The sequence below is a fragment of the Streptomyces aureus genome (assembly GCF_000725495.1).
GTDB classification, from domain to species: domain Bacteria; phylum Actinomycetota; class Actinomycetes; order Streptomycetales; family Streptomycetaceae; genus Streptomyces; species Streptomyces aureus_B.
Map to the genome: position 1 here is coordinate 83,920 of NZ_JNZD01000012.1, position 26,140 is coordinate 110,059.

The window sequence follows — 26,140 nt, forward strand, 5'->3', positions numbered from 1 at the left end:
TCCTCCCAGATCGGCTCGTGCGTCCGGCGGCCGGGCGGCCGACGGGGATCTATTTATCAGGCAGGGTTCCTGATAGTTTACGGCGGCACCGTTGAACCATCACCCGGGGAGGGGCCGAGAATGAGTGAAGTGGTCTACGACCAGCGCGAGGTCAGGCGCGCCCGGTACGCCGTGGCGGCCGTGTTCGCCGTGCACGGAGCCGTCACCGGGTCCTTCGCGACCCGCGTGCCGTGGATCCAGGACCACGCTTCGGTCGGCGCGGGCCAGCTCGGCTTCGCCCTCGCCTTCACCGCGTTCGGCGCGTCCTGCTCGATGCCGCTGGCCGGCCGGATCACCCACCGCTTCGGCAGCCGTACGGCGCTGCGCGGACTCATCGCCCTGTGGACGCTGGCCCTGATCCTGCCGTCCCTGGCCCCGAACCTGGTGACCCTGTGCCTGGCGATGTTCCTGTACGGCGCCACGGCCGGGATGGCGGACGTCGCCATGAACGCGCTGGGGGTCGAGGTCGAGAACCGGCTCGACAAGTCGATCATGTCCGGGCTGCACGGCATGTGGAGCGCCGGCGCGCTGATCGGCGCGGCGGCCGGGACGCTCGCCGCGCACCTGGGCGCGGACGCGCGGCTGCACCACGGTCTGGCCGCGGCGGTCCTCACCCTGCTCGGTGTCGCCGCGTGCCGGTGGGTGCTCGACCTCCAGCCCACCGAGGACGAGGAGCCGCCCCCGCGGTTCGCGCTGCCGCCCCGCTCGGCCCTGCTGATCGGCGCGGTCGGCTTCTGTGCGGTCTTCGCCGAGGGCGCGAGCCTGGACTGGTCGGCGGTCTATCTGCGCGACCGGCTGGACAGCTCGGCCGCCATAGCCGCGGCCTGCACCACCGGCTTCATGCTCACGATGGCGGTCGCCCGGCTGGTCGGCGACACGGTGGTGAACCGCTTCGGAGCGGTCCGCACCGTGCGGGCGGGCGGTGTCCTGGCCGCGCTCGGCGGACTGATGATCGTCCTCGCGGAGCACCCGGCGGTGGCGATGAGCGGCTTCGCGCTGCTCGGGCTCGGCATCGCGGTCGTCGTCCCGCTGTGCTTCGCGGCGGCCGGGCGCAGCGGTCCCAACCCGAGCCAGGCCATCGCGGGCGTCGCGACCATCACGTACACCTCGGGGCTGATCGCGCCGAGCCTGATCGGGTCGGTGGCCCAGGCGACGAACCTGATGGTGTCGTTCGTCCTGGTCACGGTTCTGGCGTTCGGGCTCACCGTGCTGGCGGGGGTGCTCCGCGCCGGGGACCGCGTGAGCCCGAAGGTCAGTCCGCCGAGCGCAGCAGTTCCCGGCCCACGGTCCTGAATCGCTCGGTCCACGGCGCCGGGCGCAGTGTCCCGGCGTCGAGCCGGACGAGGACCCGGGTCCCGTGGGCGTAGGTGACCGCCCCGTCGGGGGAACAGAAGCGGAAGCCGTACGTCAGTCCGGTGGTCCCGAGCCGTTCCAGCCAGAGGTGGACGGCGTAGGTGCCGGGGCGGTTCACCGGGGCCTCGTAGGTGATCCGCAGTTCCTTGACGGCGTTGCACGAGTCGCCTGCCGCCTCCCAGTCCCCGTCGAAGCCGAAGCCGCGCTCGTTCCACAGCGCGGTCCAGGCGCGCTCGACGAGGACCGGGTAGCGGGCGTTGTGCAGCAGGCCGAGGGCGTCGAGGTCGTCGAAGTGGACGGTGACGGGCAGGAGCCGTCCGTACGGCAGGGCGGGGACGGGGGCGACGGCGGCTTCAGTGGTCACGGGCGGGGCTCCTGGGACGTGCTGCGGCGCGCGGACGGGCGGGCCCGGCGTGAAACGACACCCCCATCCTAAGCAAACGCTCAGGAACCCCTCCCGGGCGGGATCAGCCGGTGATCGAGTCGAGCTGCTCGGCGGCGGGCCGCAGCTCCCACAGATCACCGCCGGGCGGCGCTTCGAGCCCCGGTACGGCGGCCCGCGCGGCGCGGTCCCCCGCGTCGGCGGCGGCCCGCACCACGTCGCTCGCCGCGAAGCGGTGGAACTCCAGCTCGGGGTGGCCCCACGGCTCGGCGCCGGTCGCCGCCGGCAGCAGGTAGTCGACCGCCCCGAACAGGCTCTGACCGTCGGGCCCCCGGTACGCCCACAGGTCGACGCCGACCTTCTCGCCGATGGCCGCGAGCCGGGTGTACGCCACCAGGTCGAAGGTCGAGTAGTGCCAGCTGCGGGTGCGCGCGAGTTCCTGGGGCTGGCTTCCGTCGGCGGCGATCTGCGGATCGATCCGCAGGGCCCGCGCGGCGAGCACGGTCCGCCGGGCGAGGTCCTTCTCGCCGGTCGCGTAGGCGAGGGCGGCGAGCTGCAGGTCGTAGAAGGTGCCGTGGTTGTTGCGCGCGGCGCCCTCCTCCTTGCCGAAGGCGCTGTCGGTCAGCCAGTCGCGGTAGCCGGTGTTCCAGGCGAGCATCGCGGCCCGGTCGCTCCGGGACCAGCCGGGGGCGCCGGTGTCCAGGAGGGCGATCGCGTCGAGGACGCTCGTGTAGGACTGCGAGAAGTCGATGATGCCGATGGCCCGGCCGTCGTACGTGCAGGGGATGAACTGGCCGTGGTCCAGGTTCGGGTTCATCCGGGTGGCCGGGTCCAGGAACCAGGTGCGCAGGACCTGGCCGGCCTTCGCCGCGTACCGCTTCTCACCGGTGTAGTACCAGGCCAGCGCGAGGTCGTACGTCGAGTCGAAGACCTTCTCCAGGTCCTGGCGGTCGGTGCCGGTGTCGACCTCGGGATTCCGCCGGCCGTCGCGCTGGACGTAGGGGCATCCCCAGGGGTTGTCGGCGGTGGCGGGCTTCGAGGGCCACCAGTAGGGGGCCTGGCTGAGGTAGTCGTGAACGTCCCCGCCGGGGGCGGGTTTCGGCTTGTCGACCACCGTCCAGGGGCCCTGGTCCAGCCAGTTGTCGGCGCGGGTGGTCAACTCCCGCAGCGTGCGGGCGAGTCGGCGGTCGCCGTGCTCCAGGCGGCTGCGGGTGTTCCGGAGCCGCCCGCCGTCGAGGACGACGGTGCGCGGTGTCCCGGGCTCGGCCCGGCCGGACGCGGCGGAACCGGCCGCGGAATCGGCGGGGTTCAGGACCGCGGGAACGGCCGCCGCCGTACGGGACAAGGGCGCGAGGGCGTCGCCGGCCGACGTACGAGCGGACGCCGACGGGGCGAGGAGGGTGGCCAGCAGGACGGTGACCGCCGCGACCGCGGGGCCCAGTCCGGATCGTGCACTCACAGAACACTCCGATCAGACATATGAACGATGTTCATGAGAACGACCGCATGAGCGTAGAGCCACAGGTGGGACGTGACAATGGTCCGGACACATTCACGTACGGAGAAAGCGAACCCCCACCATGAACCTCGGTGTGCGCTGGACACTGCACGGCGACGGGCGGACCCCCGCCCCGGGAGCGGTCGTCCGCCCCGACGAGCGCCTCTCCTGGCCCCGGACCCTCGGGCTCGGTGCCCAGCACGTCGTGGCGATGTTCGGGGCGTCCTTCGTCGCGCCGGTCCTGATGGGGCTCGACCCGAACCTCGCGATCATGATGTCCGGGGTCGCGACCGTCGTCTTCCTGCTGGCCACCCGCGGCCGGGTGCCCAGCTATCTGGGCTGTTCGCTCTCGTTCGTGGGCGTCGCCGCCGTGATCCGGGCGCAGGGCGGCACCAGTGCCACGGTGACCGGCGCGTGCTTCGTGGTCGGCGTCGCGCTGTTCCTGGTGGGGCTTGCCGTGCGGCGGTTCGGTGCGCGGGTCATCCACGCCGCGATGCCGCCGATCGTGACCGGCGCGGTCGTCATGCTGATCGGCTTCAACCTCGCGCCGGTGACCGCCTCGACCTACTGGCCCCAGGACCAGTGGACGGCCCTGCTCACCATGCTGGTCACCGGGGCGGCCGTGGTGTGCCTGCGGGGCTTCTTCTCGCGCATCGCGATCTTCCTGGGGCTGGTCTTCGGCTATGCCGTCTCCTGGGCCTTCGACCGGATCTTCGGCCGGATCCACGCGGCGGACGCGAGCGGAAAGGTCACCGACCACTGGCGGCTGAACCTCTCCGGGGTCGAGCACGCCGACTGGATCGGACTGCCGTCGTTCCACGGACCGTCGTTCCAGTGGTCCGCGATCCTCGTGGCGCTCCCGGTGGTCATCGCCCTGGTCGCCGAGAACGCGGGACACGTCAAGGCCGTGGGCGAGATGACCGGCGACCCGCTGGACGACGAACTGGGCACCGCGATCTCCGCGGACGGCGCCGCCTCCATGCTCTCCACCGCGGTCGGCGGCCCTCCCAACACCACCTACTCCGAGAACATCGGCGTGATGGCCGCGACCCGGGTCTACTCGACGGCCGCGTACTGGGCCGCCGCCGGCTTCGCCCTGCTCTTCGGGGTGTGCCCCAAGTTCGGCGCGGTGGTCGCGGCGATCCCGGGCGGCGTCCTCGGCGGCATCACGGTCATCCTCTACGGCATGATCGGGCTGCTCGGCGCCCAGATCTGGCTGAACGCCCGGGTGGACCTGCGCAATCCGCTGAACCTGGTGCCAGCCGCGGCGGGCATCATCATCGGCATCGGCGGCGTCACCCTGAAGTTCACCGACAACTTCTCGCTGAACGGCATCGCGCTGGGCACCATCGTCGTGATCACCGGCTATCACGCGCTGCGGGCGATGGCCCCGCCCCATCTGCGCCAGGAACCGCTGCTCGACGCCGGCACCTCGGCGTACGACGGGCCCGGGGACGGACCCACCAAAGCATGACCGTGCGCCGCGCACCGGCCCGGCACACACCCCGGTTCCCCGCCCGCGCTCCGGCCGCGTTCCCCCGTTCCGGCGAAGACTTCGGCCCGGCGGCACACCGGCGGCCCCGGGACTGGGACGCTGCCCTCATGGCGCAGCCGGTTCAGTCCCTCCCCTCCGTCGGCACGGTCGTCGCCCGTATGCGCGCCGTGGACGCGGCGCTCCCCGGGCACGACGGGCTCGCGGTCTTCAACCGCGTCTACCTCACGGTCACCGAGGAGTTCGACCGCGGGCTCGACGCCGGGCTCTTCCCCGACCACAGAGCCGCCGCGACGCTGGACGTGCGGTTCGCGGAGCGCTATCTGGCCGTGGCCGAGGAGGGCCGGGCGCCCGCCTGCTGGCGGCCGCTGCTGCGCTTCCGCCGGCATCCCGGGGTACGCCCGCTGCAGTTCGCCCTCGCGGGTATCAACGCCCACATCGGACACGACCTCGCCCTCGCCGTCGTCGACAGCTGCCGGGCCCTCGGCTGTGAACCGGCCGATCTGGAGGACGAGTTCGACCGCGTGGGCGATCTCCTCGTCTCGTTGGAGGAGCGCGTCCGCGAGGAGCTGATGCCGGGCCCCGATCTGCTCCAGATCGCCGATCCGCTCACCCATCTGGTCGGCTCCTGGAGTCTGGAGCGGGCCCGCGAGGCGACCTGGGCGGCGGCGCGGACCCTGTGGGCCCTGCGCGGACTCCCGGGCCTGGCCGAGGAGTTCGGGGACCGCCTCGACGCGGCGGTGGGGCTGGCCGGCCGGATGCTGCTCACTCCCCTGCCCGCCTGACCCGGCGGGACGGTGCGGGCGCGGCCGGAACATCCGGACCGTCACCGCACGTTGACCCGTCGCCACACCCCGATGCGAAGGAGTACACCGGTATGACGACGCGACTCGGCCTCGCCCTCCCGCAGATGAAGCAGTTCGACCTCGGACGGGACGTGCCCGACGTGGCGCGGGCCGCGGAGGCGATCGGGTTCGACAGCCTGTGGGTCTTCGAACGGGCCCTGTTCCCGGACCCCCCGACCCAGGGCCTGTACGGCGTCGAGGGACTGCCCTGGCCCGACTACTACCGTGCGGTCGCCGACCCGCTGGTGACCCTGACCCTCGCCGCCGCGGCCACCGAGCGCGCCGAGCTCGGGACCAGCGTGCTGGTCGCTCCGCTGCACACGCCCTTCCAGCTCGCCAAGGCGCTGGCCTCGCTGGACGCGGCCGCGGGCGGCCGGGTCGTGGCCGGTCTCGGCACGGGCTGGTCGCTCGACGAGTACGCGGCGGCCTCGGCCCGGCCCTTCGAGGAGCGCGGCGCGGCCCTGGACGAGGTCATCGAGGTGTGCCGCGCGGTGTGGGGCCCGGACCCGGTCGTCGTCGACGCCGAGCTCACCCGGATCGCCTCGGCGGTGGTCGGCCCCAAGCCGGCCCGGCCGATCCCGATCCTGCTCGCCGCCAACTCGGGGAAGGCGCGGCGCCGGCTCGTCGACCACGCGGACGGCTGGATGCCGATCGGCATGGGGGTCGCGCAGCTCGCGGCGCAGTGGAGCGGGTTGCGGGAGCTGGCCGCCGAGCGAGGGCGCACCAAGCCGATCCGGACGGTGCTGCGCACGAACCAGCGCTACACGCCCAAGCCGTACGCGGGCGAGGACCGCCAGCCCTTCCAGGGATCCGTGGACCAGCTCGTGGAGGACTTGGTCGCGCACGCCGAAGTCGGCTTCGACGACATCTTCCTCGACCTGCAGAGCTCGGTGCGTGACGCCGGGGAACTGAAGGACGTGGCCGCCGAGGTGTACGAGGCGGCGCGGGCCGCCGGGGTGTGACCCGGCCGCCCGCGCCGCGGCAAGGGGATCAGTCCTCGGGCAGTTCCACCGGCGCGATCTCGTCGTAGACGTCGCCGGGCCCGGGGTTGGTCGGGTCGGTGGTCCCGCCGAGCTGGTGCATGACGCCCCAGACCGCGTTCAGCGCGGTCTGGACGGCGCCCTCGGCCCAGCCGGCCGTCCAGGAGATGTCGTCGCCCGCGAGGAAGATGCCCCGCTTGTCCTCGGGCAGCGCGTCCTGCATGAAGTGCGTGAACAGCCGGCGCTGGTAGCGGTAGTGGCCCGGCAGGTTGGCCTTGAACGCGCCCATGAAGTAGGGCTCGTTCTCCCAGGAGACGGTCACCGGGTTGCCGATGATGTGCTTCCTGATGTCGACCTTCGGGTAGATCTCGCCGAGCGACTTCAGCATGACCTCCATCCGCTCGCTCGCGGACAGCGGCAGCCACTTCAGGCTGTCGTCGCACCAGGTGTACGAGAGGCAGATGACGGCGGGCTTGTCCGGGCCGTCGTCCAGCAGGTAGGTGCCGCGGGTCATGCGGTCCGTGAGCGTCATCGACATGACGTCACGGCCGGTCTCCTCGTCCTTGTCCAGCCAGAACGGCCGGTCGACCGGGACGAACAGCTTCGAGGACTCCATGTAGTGGGTGCGCTCGATCGCCGTCCAGTGGTCGATCGGGAAGAGGGAGTCGTCGCAGGCCACCTTGGAGAGCAGCATCCAGGACTGGGCGGTGAAGATCGCCGCCTTGTAGGTGCGGATGTCGCCGTTCGCGTCCGTCACCGTGATGCCGTTGCCCGCGGTGCGGTTCAGGCGGGTGACGGCCGGGCGCGGGGCGCCGTCGTGCAGCGAGGACAGCGAGGTGCCGTAGGCCCAGTGCACGATCTTCTCCGGCTCGCGCTCCCACAGGCGCAGCGGGAGCTGCTGGGAGCCGCCGACGATGCCGCGGTGGTGGTCGTCCGCCTCGGTGTAGACGACCCGCAGGATCTCCAGGATGGAGTTCGGGAAGTCGGTGTCCCAGCCGCCGGTGCCGAAGCCGACCTGGCCGAAGATCTCGCGGTGGCGGAAGGACTTGAAGGACTCCGAGTCGCACAGGAAGCCGTAGAAGGTCTGGTTGTCGAGCTTCTCGACGAGCTTCGACCAGATCTCCCGGATGCGCGGGACGTCGCGCTCCCGCATGGCCTGGTTCATGGCGGAGAAGTCGGCGCCGTCCTCGAGGCAGGCGTTCCAGGCGTTCATCACGTCGCGGTAGACCTGCGGGAGGTCGTCGACGGAGGTCGCGTAGTGCGACTCGCCCTTGAGGTCGACGACCGTCGAGGGCGTCGACTCGGCCAGCGGGTTGGGGAACGGCCGGGTCTCCAGGTCCACCAGGTCGATGTAGTGCTGGAGCGCGGTGGAGGAGGGCGGGAAGCGCATCGCGCCCATCTCGGCGGTCAGCGAGGGGTCGCAGCCCTCGAAGCCGACCGTGCGCAGCCGGCCGCCGATCTCGTCGGCCTCGTACACGACGGGCTTGAGGCCCATCTTCATCAGCTCGTACGCGGCCACGATGCCGGACAGTCCGCCGCCGATCACCGCGACCTCGGTGCCGTGCTCGGTGGCGGGTATCTGGCCGAGGCCCGCGGGGTGCGCGAGGAAGTCGTCGTAGGCGTAGGGGAAGTCCGGGCCGAACATGGTGATCGGCGGCTGCTGCACGTCGGCGTGCTGGACGGCGTTGGGCACGGTGGACGTCATGGGGTACGGACTCCTTGCGCGAAAACTGGTGAGGGGGAGGCTGTGCGGACCGGTCCGGGGGGTGCGGGCCGGGCGGAGGATCAGACGAGGGACCCGTAGAGGCCGGGGCGGCGGTCCTTCAGGTACGGGTTCGTCTCGCGCGAGGCGGCCAGCAGGACCGGGTCGGCGTCGGCCAGGAGCAGTTCCTCGCCGCGGCCGCCACGGGCCCGGGCGACACCGTCGGGGCCGGCCAGCGTGGACAGTCCGACGAACTCGAACTCCCCTTCCGGGCCGGTGCGGTTGACGTAGGCGACGTACATCTGGTTCTCGAAGGCGCGCACCGGGACGACGGACTCGGCGACGAACTGGAACGGGTGCATCTGCGCGGTCGGCACGAGCAGCAGGTCGGTGCCGGCGAGGGCGTGGGCGCGGACGTTCTCCGGGAACTCGACGTCGTAGCAGATCATGAGGCCGACCCGGAGGCCGTTCAGCTCCGCCTGCACCACGGGCTGCTCGCCCGGCGTGAAGTGGTCGTGCTCGAAGCAGCCGAAGAGGTGGGTCTTGCGGTAGTTCGCGAGCCGGCTGCCGTCGGCGGAGATCAGCTGCACGGAGTTGAAGACCGCCGCTCCGCCGTCCGCCGCGCGCTCGGGGTAGCCGTAGGCGACGGCGACACCGTGCCGGGCGGCGATCTCGGCCACCGCGTCGGCGGAGTCCCCGTCGGCGGGCTCGGCGAGGCGTCCGATGTCGTCGCCGATGGCGTAGCCGGTCAGGAACATCTCCGAGGTGACGACCAGCCCGGCTCCCGCTGCGGCGGCACGGCCCGCGGCCTCGTCGAGCACCTTGAGGTTCTCGACGACCGAGCCGGGGCGGCCGGAGCTCTGGAGCAGGGCTGTGCGCATACGGGTTCTCCACCGGTACGAGGGGGATTCGGGGGCCAGATAGACGGTACGGTCGGCCGGCTCGGGGGGACAAGAAGGACCCGTTGCGCGCCGGTGGACGATTCGTTGCGCCCGCCCGGCCCCGGGCGGCGATTCGTTGCGCACCCCCGTGCGGGCCCCGGAAACCGCCCCGACCCGGTGGAGACGCAGGTCACAAGGGGGGTCGGGGTGCCCGCGGGCGCTCACAGCTCGCGCAGTCGCTCCACGATCTCGCGCAGGAGCTCCGGGTCGGCGGCGGGAGTGCCGTCGGGCGGGCGGTAGGGCTCCTCGATGATCAGCAGACCGGCCTCGGCCAGGTCGCCGAGCAGCACCCGGACGACGGTCAGCGGAAGGTCCGCGTCGGCGGCGAGCTCGACGACCGGACGGGGCCGGCGGCGGGCCAGGTCGAGCAGCGCGGCCGACGCGTGGTCGACGCCCGGCGGCCCGGTGTCCGGTTCCACGACCGTGACCCGTGACATCAGATCGATGACGTGCCGGTCCGACGGCCGGGTCCGGCCCCCGGTGACGGTGTAGGGCCGCACCATCGGCCCGGTCTCGTCCTCGTACCAGTGCTCGTCGGTCACGGCCGGATCAGTGGCCCCCTGGGTCGGCCGCCGAGCGGACGGCGGCGGCCATGTGGCGGCCGACACGGCGGACGAGCAGGGCCATCTCGTGGGCGAGCTGACCGACGTCCGTCTGCGCCTCGCTCAGCACGGCGAGCCGGCTTCCGTCGCCCGCCGGGGTGATGAAGAGGTAGGCGTCGTCGAGCATCACCATGGTCTGGCGCACCCCGCCCGCGGCGAAGCGCTCGCCCACCGAGCGGGCGAGGCCGTGGAAGCCCGAGCAGACGGCGGCGAGGTGTTCGATGTCCCGTCGGCTCATGCCCTCCGAGAAGCTCAGCGGAAGGCCGTCGGCGGTCAGGAGCACGGCCTGGCGGACGTGGTCGGTCCTGGCCACGAGGTCGTCGAGCAGCCAGCCGAGATCGGTTCCGGGCCGGTCGGCCTCGTCCCCGGGGGCGCCGCCCGCCGGGGACGGGTCCCGGTCCTCGACGGTCCGGGTGGGCTGCTCCGGGAGCTGGTCAGAGCGCATCGTCGGCGTCCGTCCCTTCCTCGATGTCGGTTCGCTGCGCGGGGTCCGTCGGTGCGTCGGCCCGCCCGGAGCCGGTCCCGCCGGTCTCCGGCCCGGACGGCAGGCCCCTGCGGCCCCGGTCGAGGCCGCGCTGGTAGGAGCCGAAGACGGCGCGCATCTCCTCCGGCGTGATCTCGCGCTCCGGCGTCCCGCCGGCCGCCGGGGCCGGGTCGCGCAGCTCCGGGGCGAGGGCCCGCTGACGGACCCGGGTGGGCAGGACGGGCGGCTCGGGAGCCGGGTCGGACTCCGGCACCGCGGTGGAGGCCTCGGCGGGGGCGTCGGCCGGCGCGGACAGGGCCTTGCGCTCCCCGGACGCCGTCCGCTGCGCCGGGAGGACCGCGGTGGCGGTCCGGGAGGGCAGCGGCGCCGGGGCGGGGTCCGCCACCGGGTGCACCGTCTCGACCGGGGCGAGGACGGACTCCGGCAGCAGCACGACGGCCGTCGTTCCGCCGTACGGCGAGCGGCACAGGGTGACCTTGATGCCGTGGCGCGCGGCGAGCCGCCCCACGACGTACAGCCCGAGCCGGTCGTGCCGGGTGGGGTCGAAGTCCTCGGGCGTGGTGAGGGTGCGGTGGGCCTCGTCGAGCTGGTCCGGCTCGAGGCCGAGTCCGCGGTCGTCGATCTCCAGGACGAACCCGCTCACGGCCCGGCCGGTGCGCAGGGTGACCTGGGTGCGGGGCGGGGAGAACACGGTGGCGTTCTCGACGAGTTCGGCGATCAGATGGACGACGTCGGCGACGGCGTCCGCCGCGACGCCCACCTCGGGCATCGGGGGGACGACGACACGCGTGTACTGCTCGATCTCGCTCACCGCGGAGGACACCACCTCGGCGACGGGCACCGGCCGGCGCCAGCGGCGGCCCGGGGCGGAGCCGGAGAGGATGATCAGGCTCTCCGCGTGGCGGCGCATCCGGGTGGTGAGGTGATCGATCCGGAACAGGTCGTCCAGGACGTCGGGGTCGTCTGTGCGGCGCTCCAGCGTGTCGACGAGTTTGAGCTGACGGTGGACGAGCGCCTGGTTGCGGCGGGCGATGTTCAGGAGGACCGCGAACAGCCCCCGGCGAAGGCCGGCCTGTTTGACGGCGGCCTCGACGGCGGCGAGCCGGGCGGTGTTGAAGGACCGGCCGACCTGGCCGATCTCGTCGGCCACCGCCTCGACGTCCGCGAGCGGCGGCGCCTCGGCGGCCGCGTCGACCTCCTCGCCCGCGCTCAGCCGCTCCATGACCTGGGGCAGCTGCCGGTCGGTCAGCAGGTCGGCGGCGTCGCGCAGCGACTCCAGACGGCGGGAGATGCGCCGGGCGCCGCGCACCGCGAACCAGAGGGACAGCCCGACGGCCGCCAGTCCCAGCACACCGACGACCGCGGCCTTGGTGAGCTCCCGGTACGCGAACGTCCGCCCGCGCGCGGCGGAGTTGACGGCGGACTGGGTGCACAGCCGCATGTACCGCTTGACCGCGCGGTCGCTGGTGGTGCGCCAGGAGCCGGCGGCGACGGCCTCGCCGGCGCGGCGGGCGCCCGCCCGCAGCAGGGCGTCCTCGTCCCGGGTCAGTTCCCGGTGCAGGGGGTCGCGCTGGAAGGTCTCGAAGAGGGCGCGCGAGTCGGCGGGCAGGTCGGGCACATAGGTCCGCTCGAAGACCCGGCGGTCCTCGATGGTGGCGGTGAGGGTGTCGTACTGGGGGTCGGTGAGCGACCCGGCGGCCCGTGCCCCGGCGACCAGCGCGTCCTCGCGCGAGACGAACTCCCGTACCCGCACCAGTTCCACGACGACCTGTGCCTCACGGGCCAGCTGTCCGGCCTGGAGCGCGGTGAGCGCGGACTCGACGTCGAACGCCGGTTCCACCAGGGCGCTGTATTCGGCCACGGCGCGGTCCCAGCTGAGGTCGTGGGACAGCACCCGGGCGCGCAGGCCCTCCAGCTTGTCGACGGAGTGGAGCATGGTGTCCAGCGCCTGGCGCTGATGGCCGGACAGGCGGCTGCGGTCCCCGTCCCGGACCGCCGCGCGCAGCGCGGTCACGGCACGGTCCGTGCGGCGCTGCTGGGCCAGCAGTTCGACGCCGGGCCGTGTCCCGTGCCGGGTGCCCGCGTAGGCGGCGGCGAGGCGCCGTTCGATCTGGATCTGGCCGATCGCGGTGTCGACCGGGGTGCCGAAGTCCTCGTAGACGCCCTGGAGCCGGACGAGTGCGCGCAGGTCGCCGGTGACGGACACCATGGCGAAGCTCCACAGCGTCATGAGGGCGATCACCGGGGCGATCGAGAGGGCCACGATCCGCGAACGGACCGTGGGCGTACGACCGAAGGGCCAGCGCATGGTCTCCCCAGGACGACGGGACGGGTCGGTGGCCGGGTGACGTTCGGTAACCCATCGCCAGTTACTCGCTGGTAGCGATCGCGGCTCAAAGTAGTGGATGGGCCGCCCGGACCGCAATGGCCCGGGCTGACTCATCGTTCAACAAAATGCCACGTCACGGCACGGTCCCGATCATCGGTCCCCCTGCGGGAGGGCGAAGACGGTGACGACCGCGGCGTGGTCGGAGGGCCAGGCGTTGCCCGCGACGTCCGGCCAGAGCCGCGGGGTCCCGGCGACCAGGGTGCGGGAGTCGAGGACGGTCAGGCCCCGGTGCAGGACGAAGTCGATCCGGTCCCGCGGTTCCGGCCGCCCGCTGCCGTCCTCGTGCTCGGCGTGCACGGGTGACCAGGTGTGCCCGGGCTCCCGCTCCGGGTCCGGGTGGGCCTCCCGGTAGGAGTCGCGCAGTCCCGCCTCCTCCGCGGCCCGCGTCACCGGCCAGTCGACGTCCGGCCAGTCCAGGTGCGAGGGCACGTTGAAGTCACCGGTCAGGACGACCGGGACGGACTCCTCGCGGGTGGCGGCGATCCACCCGAGGATCTCCCGCATCCGCTCCAGCCGGCCGCTCTCGTGCGCGATCAGTTCCGCCGCCGGGAGACCGTCGAAGCGTGCCTCGTACGGGCCGTAGGGCGCGCAGTCGAGGTGGACGCTCCACACGTCCACCCGCTGCCCGCCGTCCAGTTCGATCCGGACGCCGGTCCCGCCGTAGAAGCCCACGTCCGGGTCGCCGAGCGCGGCGGTGATCGGGTGGCGGCTGATGACGCCGAGGTTGTCGCCCGCCCGGTGGTGGTACCAGCCGAGGGCGTCCGCCAGTTCGCGCGCCGCGTTCCCGTACGTCTCCTGGAGGCCGACCACGTCCGCCCCGGACCCGGTGATGGCCGCGAGCTGCTTCTCGCGGTACCCCTCGACCTTGGTCCCGCCGTACCAGAGGTTCCAGCTCATCACCCGCAGTTCGCCCGGGGCGACCATGGCCCGCAGCCGGGCCGGGGAGACCTCCTCCAGACTGCCCAGCACGGTGCGGCCGGCCGCGGGGGCGATCGGCGCGAGCGAGGGCACCGCGAGGACGGCGCAGCCCGCCGACTCGGCCGAGGTGACGCCGGTCTGGGTGTCCTCGACGGCCACGCAGGCGGCCGGGTCGACGCCGAGGGCGCGGCAGGCGGCGAGGTAGGGGTCGGGGGCGGGCTTGGTGCGCCCGGTGTCGTCGGCGGTGACCGAGACGGCGAAGTGCTCGGCGCCGAGCGCCTCCAGGACGGTGTCCGCGACCGTGCGCGGGGAGGCGGTCACCAGGGCGGTGGGGACGCGTTCGCGGGCGAGCGCGCGGAGCAGTTCCCTGGCGCCGGGGCGGGGCACGACGCCCGTACGGACCCGGTCCGCGAACCGCCGGTGCAGTTCGGCGGCGGTCTCCTCCCCCGGTGCGCCGGTGACGTCGGCCAGCCAGCCGGCGGTGTACTCGACGGGCCGTCCGAGGACGTGCGGCTGATCGGCCCCCGTCAGCACGTGCCCGAGCTCGTCGGCCACCGCCTCCACCGCCTCCCACCACAGCCGCTCGGTGTCCACGAGCGTGCCGTCCATGTCGAACAGAACGGCTTGGAGAACGGGCCGAACGGTGGTGCGGTGGGTCACGGGGATCTCTTTCTCGGGTGGGGGGCTTGGTTGGGGGATTCTCGGGTGGGGGGTTCTTGGGTGGGGGGATCGAGCCCGGCTCTCGGGATGCGGAGGAAAGAATCAGCCCCTCCGGCGTTTGAGGAGCGGGGTCCGGGGCGGAGCCCCGGGGTGGGACGGGCAGGGGCGGAGGGGGCGAACAGACTTCAGCTCGGCCGGGCGGCAACAAGCACAGGCCGATCCGGAAGGCTGACGCTCACCCTCGCCCCCGAAACGAGCGCACCCGCCTCGTGCGTCGGCAGGTCGGCCTTGATCTCGGCGCCGTCGGCGAGCCGCACAGTGACCCGGGTGGCCGCGCCGAGGAACGCGGTCGCCCCGACCCGCCCGTCACCCTCCTCGTCGGCGCTCACCCGCACCGCCTCCGGCCGCACCAGCACGTCCACCGCCCCGGGACCGGGCGCCTCCCCGTCCACCGGAAGCCGCTGTCCGAGGACGGAGACCGTGTCACCGTCGAGCGTCCCCGGGATCCGGTTCATCGTGCCGACGAACTCGGCGACGAAGGCGGTGGCGGGCCGCCCGTACAACTCGGCGGGCTCCGCGCACTGTTCGAGCCGTCCGGCCCGCATCACCGCGACCCGGTCCGCCATGGACAGCGCCTCCTCCTGGTCGTGGGTCACGAACACCGTCGTGATGCCGAGTTCGAGCTGGAGCCGCCTGATCTCCTCGCGCAGCGACAGGCGAACCTTCGCGTCGAGTGCGGACAGCGGTTCGTCGAGGAGCAGGACACGGGGCCGCAGGGCGAGCGCGCGGGCCAGGGCGACCCGCTGCTGCTGGCCGCCGGAGAGCTGGTGCGGGAAGCGCCCGCCCTTGTCCCCGAGGCCGACGAGGTCGAGCAACTCGCCCGCGCGGGTGCGCCGTTCGGCCGTGCCCACCTTGCGCATCCGCAGCCCGAAGGCCACGTTGTCCAGGGCGCTCAGATGCGGGAAGAGGCTGTAGGACTGGAAGACCATCCCGGCGTCGCGGCGGTGCGCCGGAACCCGGGTGATGTCCTCGCCGTCGACCAGCACCTCACCGGAGTCGGGGTGTTCGAAGCCGGCGAGCATGCGCAGCGCGGTGGTCTTGCCGCAGCCGGACGGGCCGAGCAGGGCGAGGAGTTCACCGGGCCGGACGGTGAGGTCCAGACCGTCGAGGGCGACGGTCGTTCCGAACGCCCGCCTGAGAGAGCGGAATTCGACGGTGGCGGCCGTGGCGGCGGTGGCGAGGGTCGTCATGTTCATCCCCGGGAGGCGGAAGCGGTACGGGAGCGGCCGCCGAGCACGGCGAGCGCGAGGAGCAGTGCCCAGGTGAGGAACAGACTGAGCACGGAGACGGCGACGGACATCTGGGCCTGCGAGCCGCCGACGGCGTAGATCCACACGGCGAACGGCTCGTAGCCGAGCAGGCTGGCGACCGTGAACTCGCCGAGCACCAGGGCGAGGGTGAGGAAGGAGGCGTTGAGCAGCGCGCCGCGCAGGTTGGGCAGCACGGCGCCCACGAGTGCCCGCGGCAGGCTCGCGCCGCAGCTGCGGGCCGCCTCGACGAGGGTGCGCACGTCGACCGCGCGCAGTCCCGCGTCCAGGGCCCGGTACACGAAGGGCAGGGCCATCACGACGTAGGCGAGGACGAGGACGACCGGGAAGTCCGGGTCCTGGATCGCCACGAAGGTCTGGAACAGCGGGGTGCGCGAGAAGTGTTCGGGCCCCCACTTCAGGACGGTGGCGATGCCGGCGACGAACGCGATCGGCGGGACGACGAGCGGCAGGGAGCACACGACCTCGACGACCGGCCGCAGCCGGGGCGAGCCGAGCCGCAGCGCGACCGTGGCGGGCACCATCAGGAGCAGCACCACGACGATGGTGGCGGCGGCGAGTTCGAGCGAGAGCAGCAGGCTGGGGACGAAGCCGTCGGCGGACAGGATCCGGCGGTAGGCGTCGAGGGTGACGCCCTGTCCCGGTACGTCGACCGTGAACACCACGGACGCGGCCATGGGCACCAGGAAGTACAGCGCGGCGAGGGCGAGGGCCGCCCAGCGCCAGAGGTTCAGGCGAGCCATCGCGCGCTCCGTCGTTGCAGGGGCAGGTAGACGGCCATCACAAGGCCCGCGATGAGGACCATGTCGAGGCTGAGGGCGAGGGCCACGTTCTCCTGGCCGACCAGGACGTTGCCGGAGATGGCGTCGGCGATCTGCAGCGTGACGAGCGGCACCGCGCTGCCGACCATGGCGGCGGCCGTGGCGTAGGCGGCGAAGGCGCTGCCGAAGAGGAGCACGAATCCACCGAGGAGCGAGGGCGCGAGGACGGGCAGGGCCACGTGCCGCCAGTACTGGACGGTGGTCGCGCCGTTGTTCCGGGCCGCCTCGCGCCACTGGGAGCGCAGGCCGTCGAGGGCGGGGGTGATGGTGAGGACCATGAGCGGGATCAGGAAGTACAGGTAGACGACGACCAGGCCCCAGAAGCTGTAGAGGTCCCAGCCGTGTTCGGTCAGGCTCAGGTGCCGCGTCAGGACGCCGGAGTTGCCGAGGGTGGCGACGAAGGCGAAGGCGAGCGGGACGCCGCCGAAGTTGGCGAGGACCCCGGACGCGGTGAGCACGGCCTCGCGCAGCGCCCGGGACCGGGAGGTCACCACGGCCTGGGCGAGCGGCAGTCCGAGGAGGGTGGCGAGGCCGGCGGAGACGGCGGACAGCTTGACGCTGCCGGTCAGCGCGGTCAGATAGGCGCCCTGGAACGAGCCGGTCAGATTGGCCGTGGTGTACGAACTGGCGCCGGTGGCCTGGTCCTTGACGGTGAAGGCTCCGTCGAGCATGGCGAGGGCGGGCAGCCCGAAGGCGATCGCGACGAAGACGAGCAGCGGGAGGACGGCGAGCGGGCCACCGGTGCGGCGGCGCCGCCGCTGCCGTGGGGCAGCGGCGGGCGCCACGTCGGCCGGGGCCTTCGTGAAGGTGGTCGTCATCCGGAGACGGCCTTGCCCCAGCCCTGGGCGAGCACGGTCTTGGCCTTGCTCTGCTGGGCCTCGGTCGGGAAGCTCGGGGTGCCCGAGACCGCAGGGAGCTTGGCGGCGGCGGTCTTGTCGAGGGTGCCGGCCTTGTCCATCGCGGTCATGAGGGCCGGGCGGGCGTATCCCTTGAGCCAGAGGTTCTGGCCCTCGGCGCTGTAGAGGTACTCCTGCCACAGACGGGCGGCCGCGGGGTGCGGGGCGTCCTTGTTGACGGCCTGGGAGTAGTACTGGGAGAACTGGCCGTCGCCCGGCACGGCGACCTTCCAGTCGACGCCCTTGGACCTGAACTCGTCGGCGTAGCCGGCGTTCAGGTAGTCCCAGTCGATGCTGATGGGCGTCTCGCCCTTCTCGACGGTGGCCGGGGTCGACTCGACGGGCGTGTAGTTGCCGTTCTTCTTCAGCTTCGCGAAGAAGTCGAGGCCGGGCTGGATGTCGTCGAAGGAGCCGCCGTTCGCGAGCGCGGCCGCGTAGACGCCGCCGAACGCCGAACCGGACTTGGTGGGGTTGCCGTTGAGCGCGACCTGGCCCTTGTACTGCGGCTTGAGCAGGTCCTTGAAGGTCGTCGGGCACTGCTTGACGCGCTTGGCGTCGCAGCCGATGGAGATGTAGCCGCCGTAGTCGTTGAACCAGCGGCCCGCGGCGTCCTTCTGGCCCTCGGGCAGGTCGCCGAAGGAGGCCACCTTGTACGGGGCGAGCAGCCCCTGCTGGGCGGCGCTCAGCGCGAAGGAGCTGCCGAGGTCGAGGACGTCGGGGGCACGGTCCTGGCCCTTGCGGGAGGTGACGGCGTTGATCTCGTCCTGGCTGGAGCCGTCGGGGCTCTCGACCTGGATCTTGATGCCGTACTTCTTGGTGAATCCGTCGATCAGGGCACCGTAGTTGGCCCAGTCGCGGGGAAGGGCGATCGCGTGCAGCGTGCCCTCCTTCTTCGCGGCCTTGACGAGGCCGTCGAGACCGCCGAAGTCCGCGGCGGAGGTCGCGGTGGCCGCGCTCTTGCCGTCGGCGGTGGTCGCCTTGTCGTCGGGAGCGGCGCCGCAGGCGCTCAGGGTGAGCGCTGCGGCGACGGCGAGGCCGCCGGTGAGGAGGGCGGTCCTCGGCAGGAACACGGTCACGGTCTCTCCAGGGTGACGCACGAGGGTGGGGTGGTACGGAGAACTTGTCTGAACAAGTTGGCCCCAGTAGGCCCGCCGATGGTGTCCTTCGGGTGAACACCGAGGGAACCTCAACCCCCTGTTCCCTGCACAATCATGACCGTCCCCGATCACCGCCCGCCGTCGATTAGGCTGATCAGGCTGTGCACAGCGGGCTGACCAGAGGGGAAGAATGACGGCGCGACACGAGGAGATCGCCGAGGAGCTGCGGCGGGCGATCGACCGCGAGGAGTACACCGTGGGCAGTCTGCTGCCGGCGGAGACCGACCTCGCGGCCCAGTACGGCGTCTCGCGCGGCACGGTCCGCCAGGCCGTCGCGGCCCTCACCGCCGAGGGGCTCATCGGGTCCCGCCAGGGCGCCCGGCGGGTGGTCCTCGCCGGCCGTCGCAGCCAGAGCTTCGCCGAACTGCGCAGCTTCGCCCAGTGGGCGCGGGCGATGGGGCGGGAGGCGACGGGGCACGTGGTGTCCCAGGAGTACCGCCCGGCGACGGCCGAGGACGCCGTCCGCCTCCAACTCGCCGAGACGACACCGGTGTTGCACGTGCTGCGGGTACGCGGCCTGGACGGCGAGCCGGTGCTGCTGGAGCGCACGGTGTACGCGGGCTGGATCTCCCCCGCCGTCGAGGCGATCGAGCCCGGATGCCCCTCGGTCACCCAGCGCCTGTTCGAGGACACGGGCCTGGTCTTCGCGTACGGCGAGCATGTCATCGACGCGGTCGCGGCGGGCGCCCAGGACGCCGACCTGCTCGGCGTCCGCCGCACGAGCCCCCTGCTGCGCGTCCGCCGCGTCACCACCACCCGCGAGGGCCGCCCGGTGGAGTGGTCCGACGACCGCTACCGCTCCGACGCGGTGAGCTTCAGCGTCCACAACTCGATCGGCAACAACGCCCTGGCCAGAAAGACGGCCGAGTAACCCTCACCGCCGGCTGTCCGATCAACGGTCACGGGAGCGCCCCTCAGGGGCGCGGGGAACTGCGCGCCCAGCCGGCAAAACACCCGCGCCCGCCCGCGGCGGGAAATCCGCGCCCCGGTCGGGCGCCCCACCCCTCCGGGGACACCGACTAGGTCGGCGACCCCGACGAAAACCTCCGCAGGAGGGGCGAGAGCACCAGAACGGACTTCGTCCGCTCGACGAACGACTCCCCCGCGATCCGCTCCAGCACCCGCTCGAAGTGCCGCATGTCCGAGGCGAACACCTGCACCACCGCGTCCGCCTCCCCGGTGACGGTGGAGGCGGCCACGACTTCCTGGTACCGCTCCAGCCCCCGCTGGATGGTCTCCGGCGAGGTGTTGCGGCGGCAGTAGATCTCGACGAACCCCTCCGTCTCCCAGCCGAGCGCCGCCGGGTCCACCCGGACGGTGAACCCGGTGATGGCGCCGGTGGCCCGCAGCCGGTCGACCCTCCGCTTCACGGCGGGCGCGGACAGGCCGACCAGTTGCCCGATGTCCGCGTAGGAGCGGCGGGCGTCCTCGGCGAGGGCGTGCACGATGCGTTCGTCGAGATCGTTCAGCACTGCGGGCGGTTCACTTTTCTGGGAGGAGTTCTACGGTTGCTCGGCGACGGCGGGTTCCGCGTTCGCCATCCGGGACCGGCGGTAGCCGTAACTGAAGTAGAACACGAGCCCGACGGCCATCCAGACTCCGAAGACCACCCAGGTGACGGCGGACAGGGAGGCCATCATCCACAGGCACAGCAGGAAGCCGATCGCGGGCATCACCGGGGCGAACGGAACCCGGAACGTGCGGCGCATGGCCGGGCGCGTCCGGCGCAGCACCACGACGGCCACGTTGACCAGCGCGAAGGCGAACAGCGTGCCGATGCTGGTGGCGTCGGCGAGCTGGCCGAGCGGGATCGCGGCGGCGAGGACACCGCAGAACAGCGAGACGATGACCGTGTTGGCGCGGGGCGTGCCGGTCTTCGGGTGGACCCGGGCGAACACCTTGGGCACCAGGCCGTCGCGGGCCATCGCGAACAGGATGCGGGTCTGGCCGTAGAGGACGGTCAGCACGACGCTGGCGATGGCGATGACGGCGCAGGCCGCGAGCAGCGTGCCCCAGAAGGTCTGCCCGGTGACGTCCTTCATGATCTCGGCGAGCGCGGCCTCCGAGTCGCCGAACTGCCGCCACGGCTTCGCACCGACGGCGACGGCCGCGACGAGGACGTACAGCGCGGTCACGATGACCAGCGAGAGCATGATCGCGCGCGGCAGGTCGCGCTGCGGGTCCTTGGCCTCCTCGCCGGCGGTGGAGGCGGCGTCGAAGCCGATGTAGGAGAAGAACAGGGTGGCGCCGGCCGCGCTGACACCCGCCATGCCGAGCGGCATGAAGTGCTCGTAGTTGCCGGAGCGCAGACCCTGGACCCCGATCGCGCAGAACAGCACCAGCGCGGCGATCTTCACGGCCACCATGATGGTGTTGGCGCGCGCCGACTCGCGGGCTCCGCCGAGCAGGAACGCCATCGCGAGCAGGACGACGATCAGCGCGGGCAGGTTGAAGATGCCCCCGTCACCGGGCGGCGCGGAGAGCGCGTCCGGGATGGTGACGCCGATGGTGCCGTCGAGCAGTTCGTTCAGGTACTCGCCCCAGCCGACCGCGACGGCCGCGACGGAGACGCCGTACTCCAGGACCAGGCACCAGCCGCAGATCCAGGCGATCAGCTCGCCCATCGTTGCGTACGCGTACGAGTACGAGGAGCCGGCGACCGGGATGGTGCCGGCCAGCTCCGCGTAGGAGAGGGCCGAGAACAGCGCCGTCAGACCGGCGATGACGAACGACAGGGTGACCGCGGGTCCGGCCTTGGGGACGGCCTCGCCGAGGACGACGAAGATGCCGGTGCCGAGCGTGGCACCGATGCTGATCATGGTGAGCTGCCACAGGCCGAGGGAGCGCCGCAGCGAGCCTCCCTCACCGTGTCCGCCCTCCTGCACCAGGCGTTCCACCGGCTTGCGGCGCATGAGGCGCGCGCCGAGGCCCGGGGAGGCCGCGGCGGTGGTGGGTGGGGACTGCGGGGGTGCGCCTTGGTCGAGCACGCGCTGGCTCCTTCATCGCTGCCGGTCGAAGAGGACGGGGACCGGCGGCACCCCTGACAGCCGGGACCCGCCGAGCGGGGTCCCCGCCACGCCTGTGTACAGCGCCCGACCCTATGAGTTCGGGCTTCACGGGCGTAATGCAGCAACCTTGCGCATCTCCGCAAGATCGTTGCGTTCATCGCATCCCGGCGCGAGATCGTTGCGCGGGGCTTTTCGATGGTTGCGCGAGGTGACCTCCGGGCGGCCGAGGAGCCTCCGGGGACGGCCCCGCACGCGTACGGCCCCCGCTCCCGGAGAGGGGGGCGGGGGCCGTACGGGAACGGTCCTCGGATCAGCTCCAACTGGCGTGCAGGGGCTTGCCCTCGGCATAGCCGGCCGCGCTCTGGATGCCGACGATCGCCTTCTCGGCGAACTCCTCCAGGGAGTCGGCGCCCGCGTAGGTGCAGGAGGAGCGGACGCCCGCGATGATCGAGTCGATCAGGTCCTCGACGCCCGGACGGGCCGGGTCGAGGAACATGCGCGAGGTGGAGATGCCCTCCTCGAACAGCGCCTTGCGGGCCCGGTCGTACGCGGACTCCTCGCTGGTGCGGTTCTTGACGGCCCGAGCGGAGGCCATGCCGAACGACTCCTTGTACAGACGCCCGTTGGCGTCCTGCTGGAGGTCGCCCGGGGACTCGTACGTACCGGCGAACCACGAGCCGATCATGACGTTGGAGGCGCCGGCGGCCAGCGCCATGGCGACATCGCGGGGGTGACGGACACCGCCGTCGGCCCACACGTGCTTGCCGTACTTCTTCGCCTCGGCCGCGCACTCCAGGACCGCGGAGAACTGCGGCCGGCCGACGCCGGTCATCATGCGGGTGGTGCACATGGCGCCCGGGCCGACACCGACCTTGATGATGTCGGCGCCCGCGTCGATCAGGTCCTTGACGCCCTCGGCGGCGACGATGTTGCCGGCCACGATCGGCACCTGCGGGTCCAGCGCGCGCACGGTCCGGACGGCGCTGATCATCGACTCCTGGTGGCCGTGGGCCGTGTCGATGACGAGCGTGTCGACGCCCGCGTCCAGCAGCTGCTTGGCCTTGCCCGCCACGTCGCCGTTGATGCCGACGGCGGCGGCGACACGCAGCCGGCCCTTCGCGTCGGTGGCCGGCGTGTACAGCGTGGCGCGCAGGGCGCCCCTGCGGGTGAGGATGCCCGCCAGCTTGCCGTCCGCGTCCACGGCGGGGGCGTAGCGGCGGTTGGCGGCGTCGAGCCGGTTGAAGGCCTCACGGGGCTCGATGCCGGCGTCCAGGAGCAGCAGGTCCCTGGACATGACCTCGGAGAGCTGGGTGAAGCGGTCGACGCCGGACAGGTCGGTGTCGGTGACCACGCCGACGGGACGGCCGTCCTCGTCGACGACGACGCCCGCGTTGTGCGCGCGCTTGGGCAGCAGCGCCAGCGCGTCGGCGACGGTCTGGTGGGGCGCGAGGACGATCGGGGTGTCGAGCACCAGATGGCGGCCCTTGACCCAGCCGACGACCTCGGTGATGACCTCGATCGGAATGTCCTGCGGGATGACGACAAGGCCACCGCGACGGGCGACGGTCTCGGCCATCCGGCGGCCCGCGATCGCCGTCATGTTGGCGACCACGAGGGGGATGGTGGTGCCGGTGCCGTCGGGGGAGGAGAGGTCCACTCCCTGACGCGAGCCCACGGCCGAGCGGCTGGGCACCATGAAGACGTCGTCGTACGTCAGGTCGTACGGGGGCTGGATGTCGTTGAGGAAACGCACGTGCTGCACATCCCAGTCGATCAGAGGTGGCCCCCGGACAGGTCAGCCAGGGGGAAGAGCACGTACTTCATTGTCCCATGCCGTCCCGTACGCGGTCCCCGGGCGGATCATCCAGGCTGGTCAGGGGGCAGTTGGTCGGATCCTCCAAGGGAGAGGACGACCGAGAGCGCCGCGTCGAACTGCTCGTAGTGCCCGGAGGCCGACTCCAGGACCTCCTGGGCCGTCTCCCACTCCTCGGGCCGGGTCCGCGCGTAGGGCCGCCAGCCGGTCACCACGACGAGTCTGCCCGGACTGGCCGGTCCCCAGTCGGGGTCGCCGAGCACGTCGGCGAGCGCGTCCCAGTTCCGCCCGAACCAGTCCGGCAGGTCGAGGTCGCGGACGCAGCGCGCCATGAAGGCGCCCTTGTCGAGCACCCCGGAGAGGTCGAGCTCGGTGACCTGCCACCCGGCCGAACGGCACACCGCCGCGAGCGGACCGTGCGTCATCTCAGCACCGCCTTGAACGAGTTGTAGTGGTCGTCGGTGTAGAAGATCTCCCCGCCCCGCCCGGTGACGATGCGCCGGGCCCCGCGGTCGTGCTCGCCCGGGGTCCGCACCGTGTACTCGTGGTAGTAGCCCCGGGTGTGCCGGGGCAGCTCGCGCTCGAAGTTGCCGAAGACGGCGCCGTCCTTGGCGTACGGGTAGGGCCCGCCCCGGTCGATGAGGGCGAGGGTCGCCCGCGCCTCGGCGGGCAGTGCGGCGGCGCGGACGGCCGGCAGCCCGCCGGCCCAGGACGGGGCCGCGGTGACCCGGCTCGCGCCGGAGGCCGGGGAGTCGCCGGAGGAGGCCGTGTCCGCCGGCGAGCAGCCCGCCAGGAGCAGCGTCAGAGCGACCAGCAGTCCGGCGCACAGGCGGCCCGGGAACGCGCGAGGGGACGGCCGCAGCAGCATGACGTCGATGCTGCCACGGCCGTCCCCTCGCGGCGCGCTCTGGCCGCGGCCCTCAGGGCCCGTCCGGGTCCGCCCGGTTCAGCGCCGGACGCGGCGGGGGGCCCGCCGTCATCAGCGCGTCGGCGGCCGAGGTGTCCGTCACCAGGCTGGTGACGAGCCCGGAGCGCAGCACCGCGTCGATGGCGGCCGCCTTGCGGTGCCCGCCCGCTATGGCGACGACCTCGGGAATCCGGCGCAGCCGGTCGGCCTCGACGGTGATGCAGCGCTCGCCGAGGTCGCGCCCGACGCGGCGGCCCTCGGCGTCGAAGAGGTGCGCGGACATCTCGGCGGCGACACCGAGCGACGCGTAGTGCGCGCGCTCCTCGTCGCTGAGCATGTCGTGCACCGTGGAGATGCCGGGCTCCCAGGAGCCGATGGAGACGCAGGCGACCGTCACCTTGTCGAAGTACTCGAAGGCGCGGGCGATCCCCGTCTGGTGGCGCAGCGCCGCCGCGGTGGCCGCGTCGGGCAGCAGCATCGGCGCGTAGATGGGGTGGGCGTCGCCGCCCGACACCTGCGCGGCGCGCCGGACGGCCTCCACGGAGCCGCGTTCGGCGGTCCCGGCGTCGTACACACCGGTCAGCTGCACCACGGTGCACGGCGGGAGCCGGTCCAGGGCAGCCGCCATGTGGATCGTGGAACGGCCCCAGGCGAGGCCGAGCACGTCGCCCTCGTTGACGAGCTCGCCGAGCAGGTCGGCGGCCACCTCGCCGAGGTTCTCCGGGTCGGGCGACTCCTCGGCCTCCGCCGGGGACTCGACGACGACGGCGTGCCGCAGTCCGTAGCGGGCCCGCAGCGCGTCCGAGCGCTCCGCGTCGAGCTCGGCGGGGACGCGGATCTCGATCCTGACGAGATCCCGCTCGAGGGCGGTCTCCAGGACCCGGGCCACCTTGAAGCGGCTGACGCCGAACTCCTCGGCGATCTGGATCTTGGACTTGCCCTCGAGGTAGAAGCGGCGGGCCATGGCCGCCGCCTGGACCAGCTCAGCGGGTCCCATCCGCATGGCTGACCGGCCCGCCGACATACCCGACACGGCCATCTCCTCACTGCTGTTCACACTCTGGATTCGCCGTCATCCTTGCAGATCCGGCGCACTTGATCCGCCCTGATGGACGGCGTTCACGTTCCCTTGGCTCAGTGGTCGCACGCCCAGGACGCACGGGCCGTCGCCCCCTCGGCCTGCGTGCGCAGTGCACGTACCGCCTGGGCGGGGTCCGCCGCCCCGTACACCGCCGAACCGGCGACGAACACGTCGGCGCCCGCCTCCGCGCAGCGCTCGATGGTCGAGGCCGAGACCCCGCCGTCGACCTGGAGCCACAGTTCCAGGCCGTGCTTGCTGATCAACTCGCGCGTGCGGCGGATCTTGGGGAGCATGATGTCAAGAAAAGCCTGACCCCCGAATCCGGGCTCGACGGTCATGATCAGCAGCATGTCGAGTTCGGGCAGCAGATCCTCGTACGGCTCGATGGGGGTCGCCGGCTTGAGCGCCATCGAGGCACGGGCACCCTTGGCCCGGATCTCGCGGGCGAGCCGGACGGGCGCGGCGGCCGCCTCCACATGGAAGGTGACGGAGCCGGCACCGGCTTCCACGTACTGGGGCGCCCACCGATCGGCGTCCTCGATCATCAGATGGCAGTCCAGCGGAGTGCCCGTCGCACGGGCCAAAGACTCTACGACCGGCACCCCGAGGGTGAGGTTCGGTACGAAATGGTTGTCCATGACGTCGACATGGAGCCAGTCCGCGCCCTCCACCGCCCTTGCCTCCTCGGCAAGACGGGCGAAGTCGGCGGACAGGATGCTGGGGTTGATCTGCGCGGCCATGCCCCAAGACTGCCATGCCCCGGGCCCGTTGCCCGCCCCGGTCCGGACCTGGATCGTCCCGCGCCTGCCCCGGGACGTCCCGTCGTGCCATTCTGGACGGCTCG

24 protein-coding genes are annotated in these 26,140 nt (G+C 72.4%); 5 read left to right on the plus strand and 19 right to left on the minus strand.

From position 1 onward, the window contains the following. Window positions 1-120 precede the first annotated feature (120 nt). Window positions 121-1,332 (plus strand): MFS transporter, encoded by a 1,212-nt coding sequence (locus IO36_RS18040; RefSeq protein ID WP_037621089.1) that lies wholly within the window; start codon window positions 121-123, stop codon window positions 1,330-1,332. Here the strand turns inward: IO36_RS18040 and IO36_RS18045 are convergent. After that, window positions 1,292-1,756 carry an acyl-CoA thioesterase gene (locus tag IO36_RS18045; RefSeq protein ID WP_037621090.1) on the minus strand — a complete coding sequence of 155 codons (465 nt, stop codon included), beginning with the start codon at window positions 1,754-1,756 and terminating at the stop codon, window positions 1,292-1,294. The genes IO36_RS18040 and IO36_RS18045 overlap by 41 nt on opposite strands. Window positions 1,757-1,859: 103 nt before the next feature. Beyond that, a complete protein-coding gene (locus IO36_RS18050; protein WP_051900616.1) occupies window positions 1,860-3,086 on the minus strand; it encodes an alginate lyase family protein in 1,227 nt (408 codons plus the stop codon). Window positions 3,087-3,354: 268 nt separating this feature from the next. On the opposite strand from IO36_RS18050, the gene IO36_RS18055 reads away from it, so the two are divergent. From IO36_RS18055 to IO36_RS18065, 3 genes are all read left to right on the plus strand, one after another. Further along, window positions 3,355-4,746, plus strand: a complete 1,392-nt coding sequence (locus tag IO36_RS18055; RefSeq protein WP_037621092.1) for a uracil-xanthine permease family protein — start codon at window positions 3,355-3,357, stop codon at window positions 4,744-4,746. Between the two features lie 128 nt (window positions 4,747-4,874). Continuing rightward, window positions 4,875-5,549: a DUF5995 family protein gene (locus tag IO36_RS18060; RefSeq protein ID WP_037621225.1), complete on the plus strand. Its 675-nt coding sequence runs from the start codon at window positions 4,875-4,877 to the stop codon at window positions 5,547-5,549. Between the two features lie 92 nt (window positions 5,550-5,641). Next, complete coding sequence (locus IO36_RS18065; RefSeq protein ID WP_037621094.1) at window positions 5,642-6,571, plus strand: LLM class F420-dependent oxidoreductase; 930 nt, start codon at window positions 5,642-5,644, stop codon at window positions 6,569-6,571. 28 nt (window positions 6,572-6,599) lie between these two features. On the opposite strand, the gene IO36_RS18070 is transcribed toward IO36_RS18065, so the two are convergent. The 10 genes from IO36_RS18070 to IO36_RS18115 all read right to left on the minus strand — a co-directional run bounded on the left by IO36_RS18070 (window position 6,600) and on the right by IO36_RS18115 (window position 18,406). Continuing rightward, window positions 6,600-8,294: a flavin monoamine oxidase family protein gene (locus IO36_RS18070; protein WP_037621096.1), complete on the minus strand. Its 1,695-nt coding sequence runs from the start codon at window positions 8,292-8,294 to the stop codon at window positions 6,600-6,602. An 80-nt stretch (window positions 8,295-8,374) separates the two neighbouring features. Beyond that, complete coding sequence (locus tag IO36_RS18075) at window positions 8,375-9,172, minus strand: carbon-nitrogen hydrolase family protein (protein WP_037621098.1); 798 nt, start codon at window positions 9,170-9,172, stop codon at window positions 8,375-8,377. A 221-nt stretch (window positions 9,173-9,393) separates the two neighbouring features. Beyond that, a complete protein-coding gene (locus tag IO36_RS18080; protein ID WP_037621100.1) occupies window positions 9,394-9,774 on the minus strand; it encodes a DUF742 domain-containing protein in 381 nt (126 codons plus the stop codon). A 7-nt stretch (window positions 9,775-9,781) separates the two neighbouring features. Further along, a complete protein-coding gene (locus IO36_RS18085) occupies window positions 9,782-10,279 on the minus strand; it encodes a roadblock/LC7 domain-containing protein (protein ID WP_078943281.1) in 498 nt (165 codons plus the stop codon). Beyond that, entirely contained in the window at window positions 10,269-12,626 is a 2,358-nt protein-coding gene (locus IO36_RS18090; protein WP_078943282.1) for a sensor histidine kinase, read from the minus strand. Before IO36_RS18090 ends, IO36_RS18085 begins: the two co-directional genes overlap by 11 nt. Window positions 12,627-12,797: 171 nt before the next feature. Next, window positions 12,798-14,291, minus strand: a complete 1,494-nt coding sequence (locus IO36_RS18095) for an HAD-IA family hydrolase (protein ID WP_425535540.1) — start codon at window positions 14,289-14,291, stop codon at window positions 12,798-12,800. A 179-nt stretch (window positions 14,292-14,470) separates the two neighbouring features. Further along, window positions 14,471-15,535, minus strand: coding sequence for an ABC transporter ATP-binding protein (locus IO36_RS18100; RefSeq protein WP_037621102.1), 1,065 nt, complete (start codon window positions 15,533-15,535; stop codon window positions 14,471-14,473). A gap of 2 nt (window positions 15,536-15,537) precedes the next feature. Further along, window positions 15,538-16,356, minus strand: a complete 819-nt coding sequence (locus IO36_RS18105; RefSeq protein WP_037621103.1) for an ABC transporter permease — start codon at window positions 16,354-16,356, stop codon at window positions 15,538-15,540. Next, window positions 16,344-17,252, minus strand: a complete 909-nt coding sequence (locus tag IO36_RS18110) for an ABC transporter permease (RefSeq protein WP_037621104.1) — start codon at window positions 17,250-17,252, stop codon at window positions 16,344-16,346. Before IO36_RS18110 ends, IO36_RS18105 begins: the two co-directional genes overlap by 13 nt. After that, on the minus strand, window positions 17,249-18,406 hold the full coding sequence (locus tag IO36_RS18115) for an ABC transporter substrate-binding protein (protein ID WP_037621105.1): 1,158 nt from the start codon (window positions 18,404-18,406) through the stop codon (window positions 17,249-17,251). Before IO36_RS18115 ends, IO36_RS18110 begins: the two co-directional genes overlap by 4 nt. A 211-nt stretch (window positions 18,407-18,617) precedes the next feature. Here IO36_RS18115 and IO36_RS18120 point away from each other — a divergent pair, with 211 nt between their 5' ends. Further along, window positions 18,618-19,358 (plus strand): GntR family transcriptional regulator, encoded by a 741-nt coding sequence (locus tag IO36_RS18120; RefSeq protein ID WP_037621106.1) that lies wholly within the window; start codon window positions 18,618-18,620, stop codon window positions 19,356-19,358. 148 nt (window positions 19,359-19,506) lie between these two features. On the opposite strand, the gene IO36_RS18125 is transcribed toward IO36_RS18120, so the two are convergent. The 7 genes from IO36_RS18125 to rpe all read right to left on the minus strand — a co-directional run bounded on the left by IO36_RS18125 (window position 19,507) and on the right by rpe (window position 26,036). Further along, window positions 19,507-19,959, minus strand: coding sequence for an Lrp/AsnC family transcriptional regulator (locus IO36_RS18125; RefSeq protein ID WP_037621108.1), 453 nt, complete (start codon window positions 19,957-19,959; stop codon window positions 19,507-19,509). Window positions 19,960-19,989: 30 nt separating this feature from the next. Further along, window positions 19,990-21,474: an amino acid permease gene (locus IO36_RS18130; RefSeq protein WP_037621110.1), complete on the minus strand. Its 1,485-nt coding sequence runs from the start codon at window positions 21,472-21,474 to the stop codon at window positions 19,990-19,992. A gap of 331 nt (window positions 21,475-21,805) precedes the next feature. Further along, a complete protein-coding gene (locus IO36_RS18135) occupies window positions 21,806-23,248 on the minus strand; it encodes a GuaB1 family IMP dehydrogenase-related protein (RefSeq protein WP_037621231.1) in 1,443 nt (480 codons plus the stop codon). Window positions 23,249-23,355: 107 nt separating this feature from the next. Further along, on the minus strand, window positions 23,356-23,733 hold the full coding sequence (locus IO36_RS18140; protein ID WP_037621111.1) for a barstar family protein: 378 nt from the start codon (window positions 23,731-23,733) through the stop codon (window positions 23,356-23,358). Beyond that, complete coding sequence (locus IO36_RS18145; protein ID WP_037621112.1) at window positions 23,730-24,176, minus strand: guanyl-specific ribonuclease; 447 nt, start codon at window positions 24,174-24,176, stop codon at window positions 23,730-23,732. Before IO36_RS18145 ends, IO36_RS18140 begins: the two co-directional genes overlap by 4 nt. A gap of 52 nt (window positions 24,177-24,228) precedes the next feature. Next, window positions 24,229-25,272: a sugar-binding transcriptional regulator gene (locus tag IO36_RS18150; protein ID WP_037621113.1), complete on the minus strand. Its 1,044-nt coding sequence runs from the start codon at window positions 25,270-25,272 to the stop codon at window positions 24,229-24,231. A gap of 77 nt (window positions 25,273-25,349) precedes the next feature. After that, complete coding sequence (gene rpe, locus IO36_RS18155; RefSeq protein WP_037621115.1) at window positions 25,350-26,036, minus strand: ribulose-phosphate 3-epimerase; 687 nt, start codon at window positions 26,034-26,036, stop codon at window positions 25,350-25,352. Window positions 26,037-26,140: the final 104 nt, after the last annotated feature.

What these genes read in the sequence shown, in the direction of transcription:
- IO36_RS18110 (WP_037621104.1), bottom strand. Translation starts at nt 17,252, where the DNA reads ATGACGACCACCTTCACGAAGGCCCCGGCCGACGTGGCGCCCGCCGCT.
- IO36_RS18055 (WP_037621092.1), top strand. Translation starts at nt 3,355, where the DNA reads ATGAACCTCGGTGTGCGCTGGACACTGCACGGCGACGGGCGGACCCCC.
- IO36_RS18075 (WP_037621098.1), bottom strand. Translation starts at nt 9,172, where the DNA reads ATGCGCACAGCCCTGCTCCAGAGCTCCGGCCGCCCCGGCTCGGTCGTC.
- IO36_RS18140 (WP_037621111.1), bottom strand. Translation starts at nt 23,733, where the DNA reads ATGACGCACGGTCCGCTCGCGGCGGTGTGCCGTTCGGCCGGGTGGCAG.
- IO36_RS18040 (WP_037621089.1), top strand. Translation starts at nt 121, where the DNA reads ATGAGTGAAGTGGTCTACGACCAGCGCGAGGTCAGGCGCGCCCGGTAC.
- IO36_RS18060 (WP_037621225.1), top strand. Translation starts at nt 4,875, where the DNA reads ATGGCGCAGCCGGTTCAGTCCCTCCCCTCCGTCGGCACGGTCGTCGCC.
- IO36_RS18120 (WP_037621106.1), top strand. Translation starts at nt 18,618, where the DNA reads ATGACGGCGCGACACGAGGAGATCGCCGAGGAGCTGCGGCGGGCGATC.
- IO36_RS18065 (WP_037621094.1), top strand. Translation starts at nt 5,642, where the DNA reads ATGACGACGCGACTCGGCCTCGCCCTCCCGCAGATGAAGCAGTTCGAC.
- IO36_RS18070 (WP_037621096.1), bottom strand. Translation starts at nt 8,294, where the DNA reads ATGACGTCCACCGTGCCCAACGCCGTCCAGCACGCCGACGTGCAGCAG.
- IO36_RS18085 (WP_078943281.1), bottom strand. Translation starts at nt 10,279, where the DNA reads ATGCGCTCTGACCAGCTCCCGGAGCAGCCCACCCGGACCGTCGAGGAC.
- IO36_RS18100 (WP_037621102.1), bottom strand. Translation starts at nt 15,535, where the DNA reads ATGACGACCCTCGCCACCGCCGCCACGGCCGCCACCGTCGAATTCCGC.
- IO36_RS18105 (WP_037621103.1), bottom strand. Translation starts at nt 16,356, where the DNA reads ATGGCTCGCCTGAACCTCTGGCGCTGGGCGGCCCTCGCCCTCGCCGCG.
- IO36_RS18090 (WP_078943282.1), bottom strand. Translation starts at nt 12,626, where the DNA reads ATGCGCTGGCCCTTCGGTCGTACGCCCACGGTCCGTTCGCGGATCGTG.
- rpe (WP_037621115.1), bottom strand. Translation starts at nt 26,036, where the DNA reads ATGGCCGCGCAGATCAACCCCAGCATCCTGTCCGCCGACTTCGCCCGT.
- IO36_RS18145 (WP_037621112.1), bottom strand. Translation starts at nt 24,176, where the DNA reads ATGCTGCTGCGGCCGTCCCCTCGCGCGTTCCCGGGCCGCCTGTGCGCC.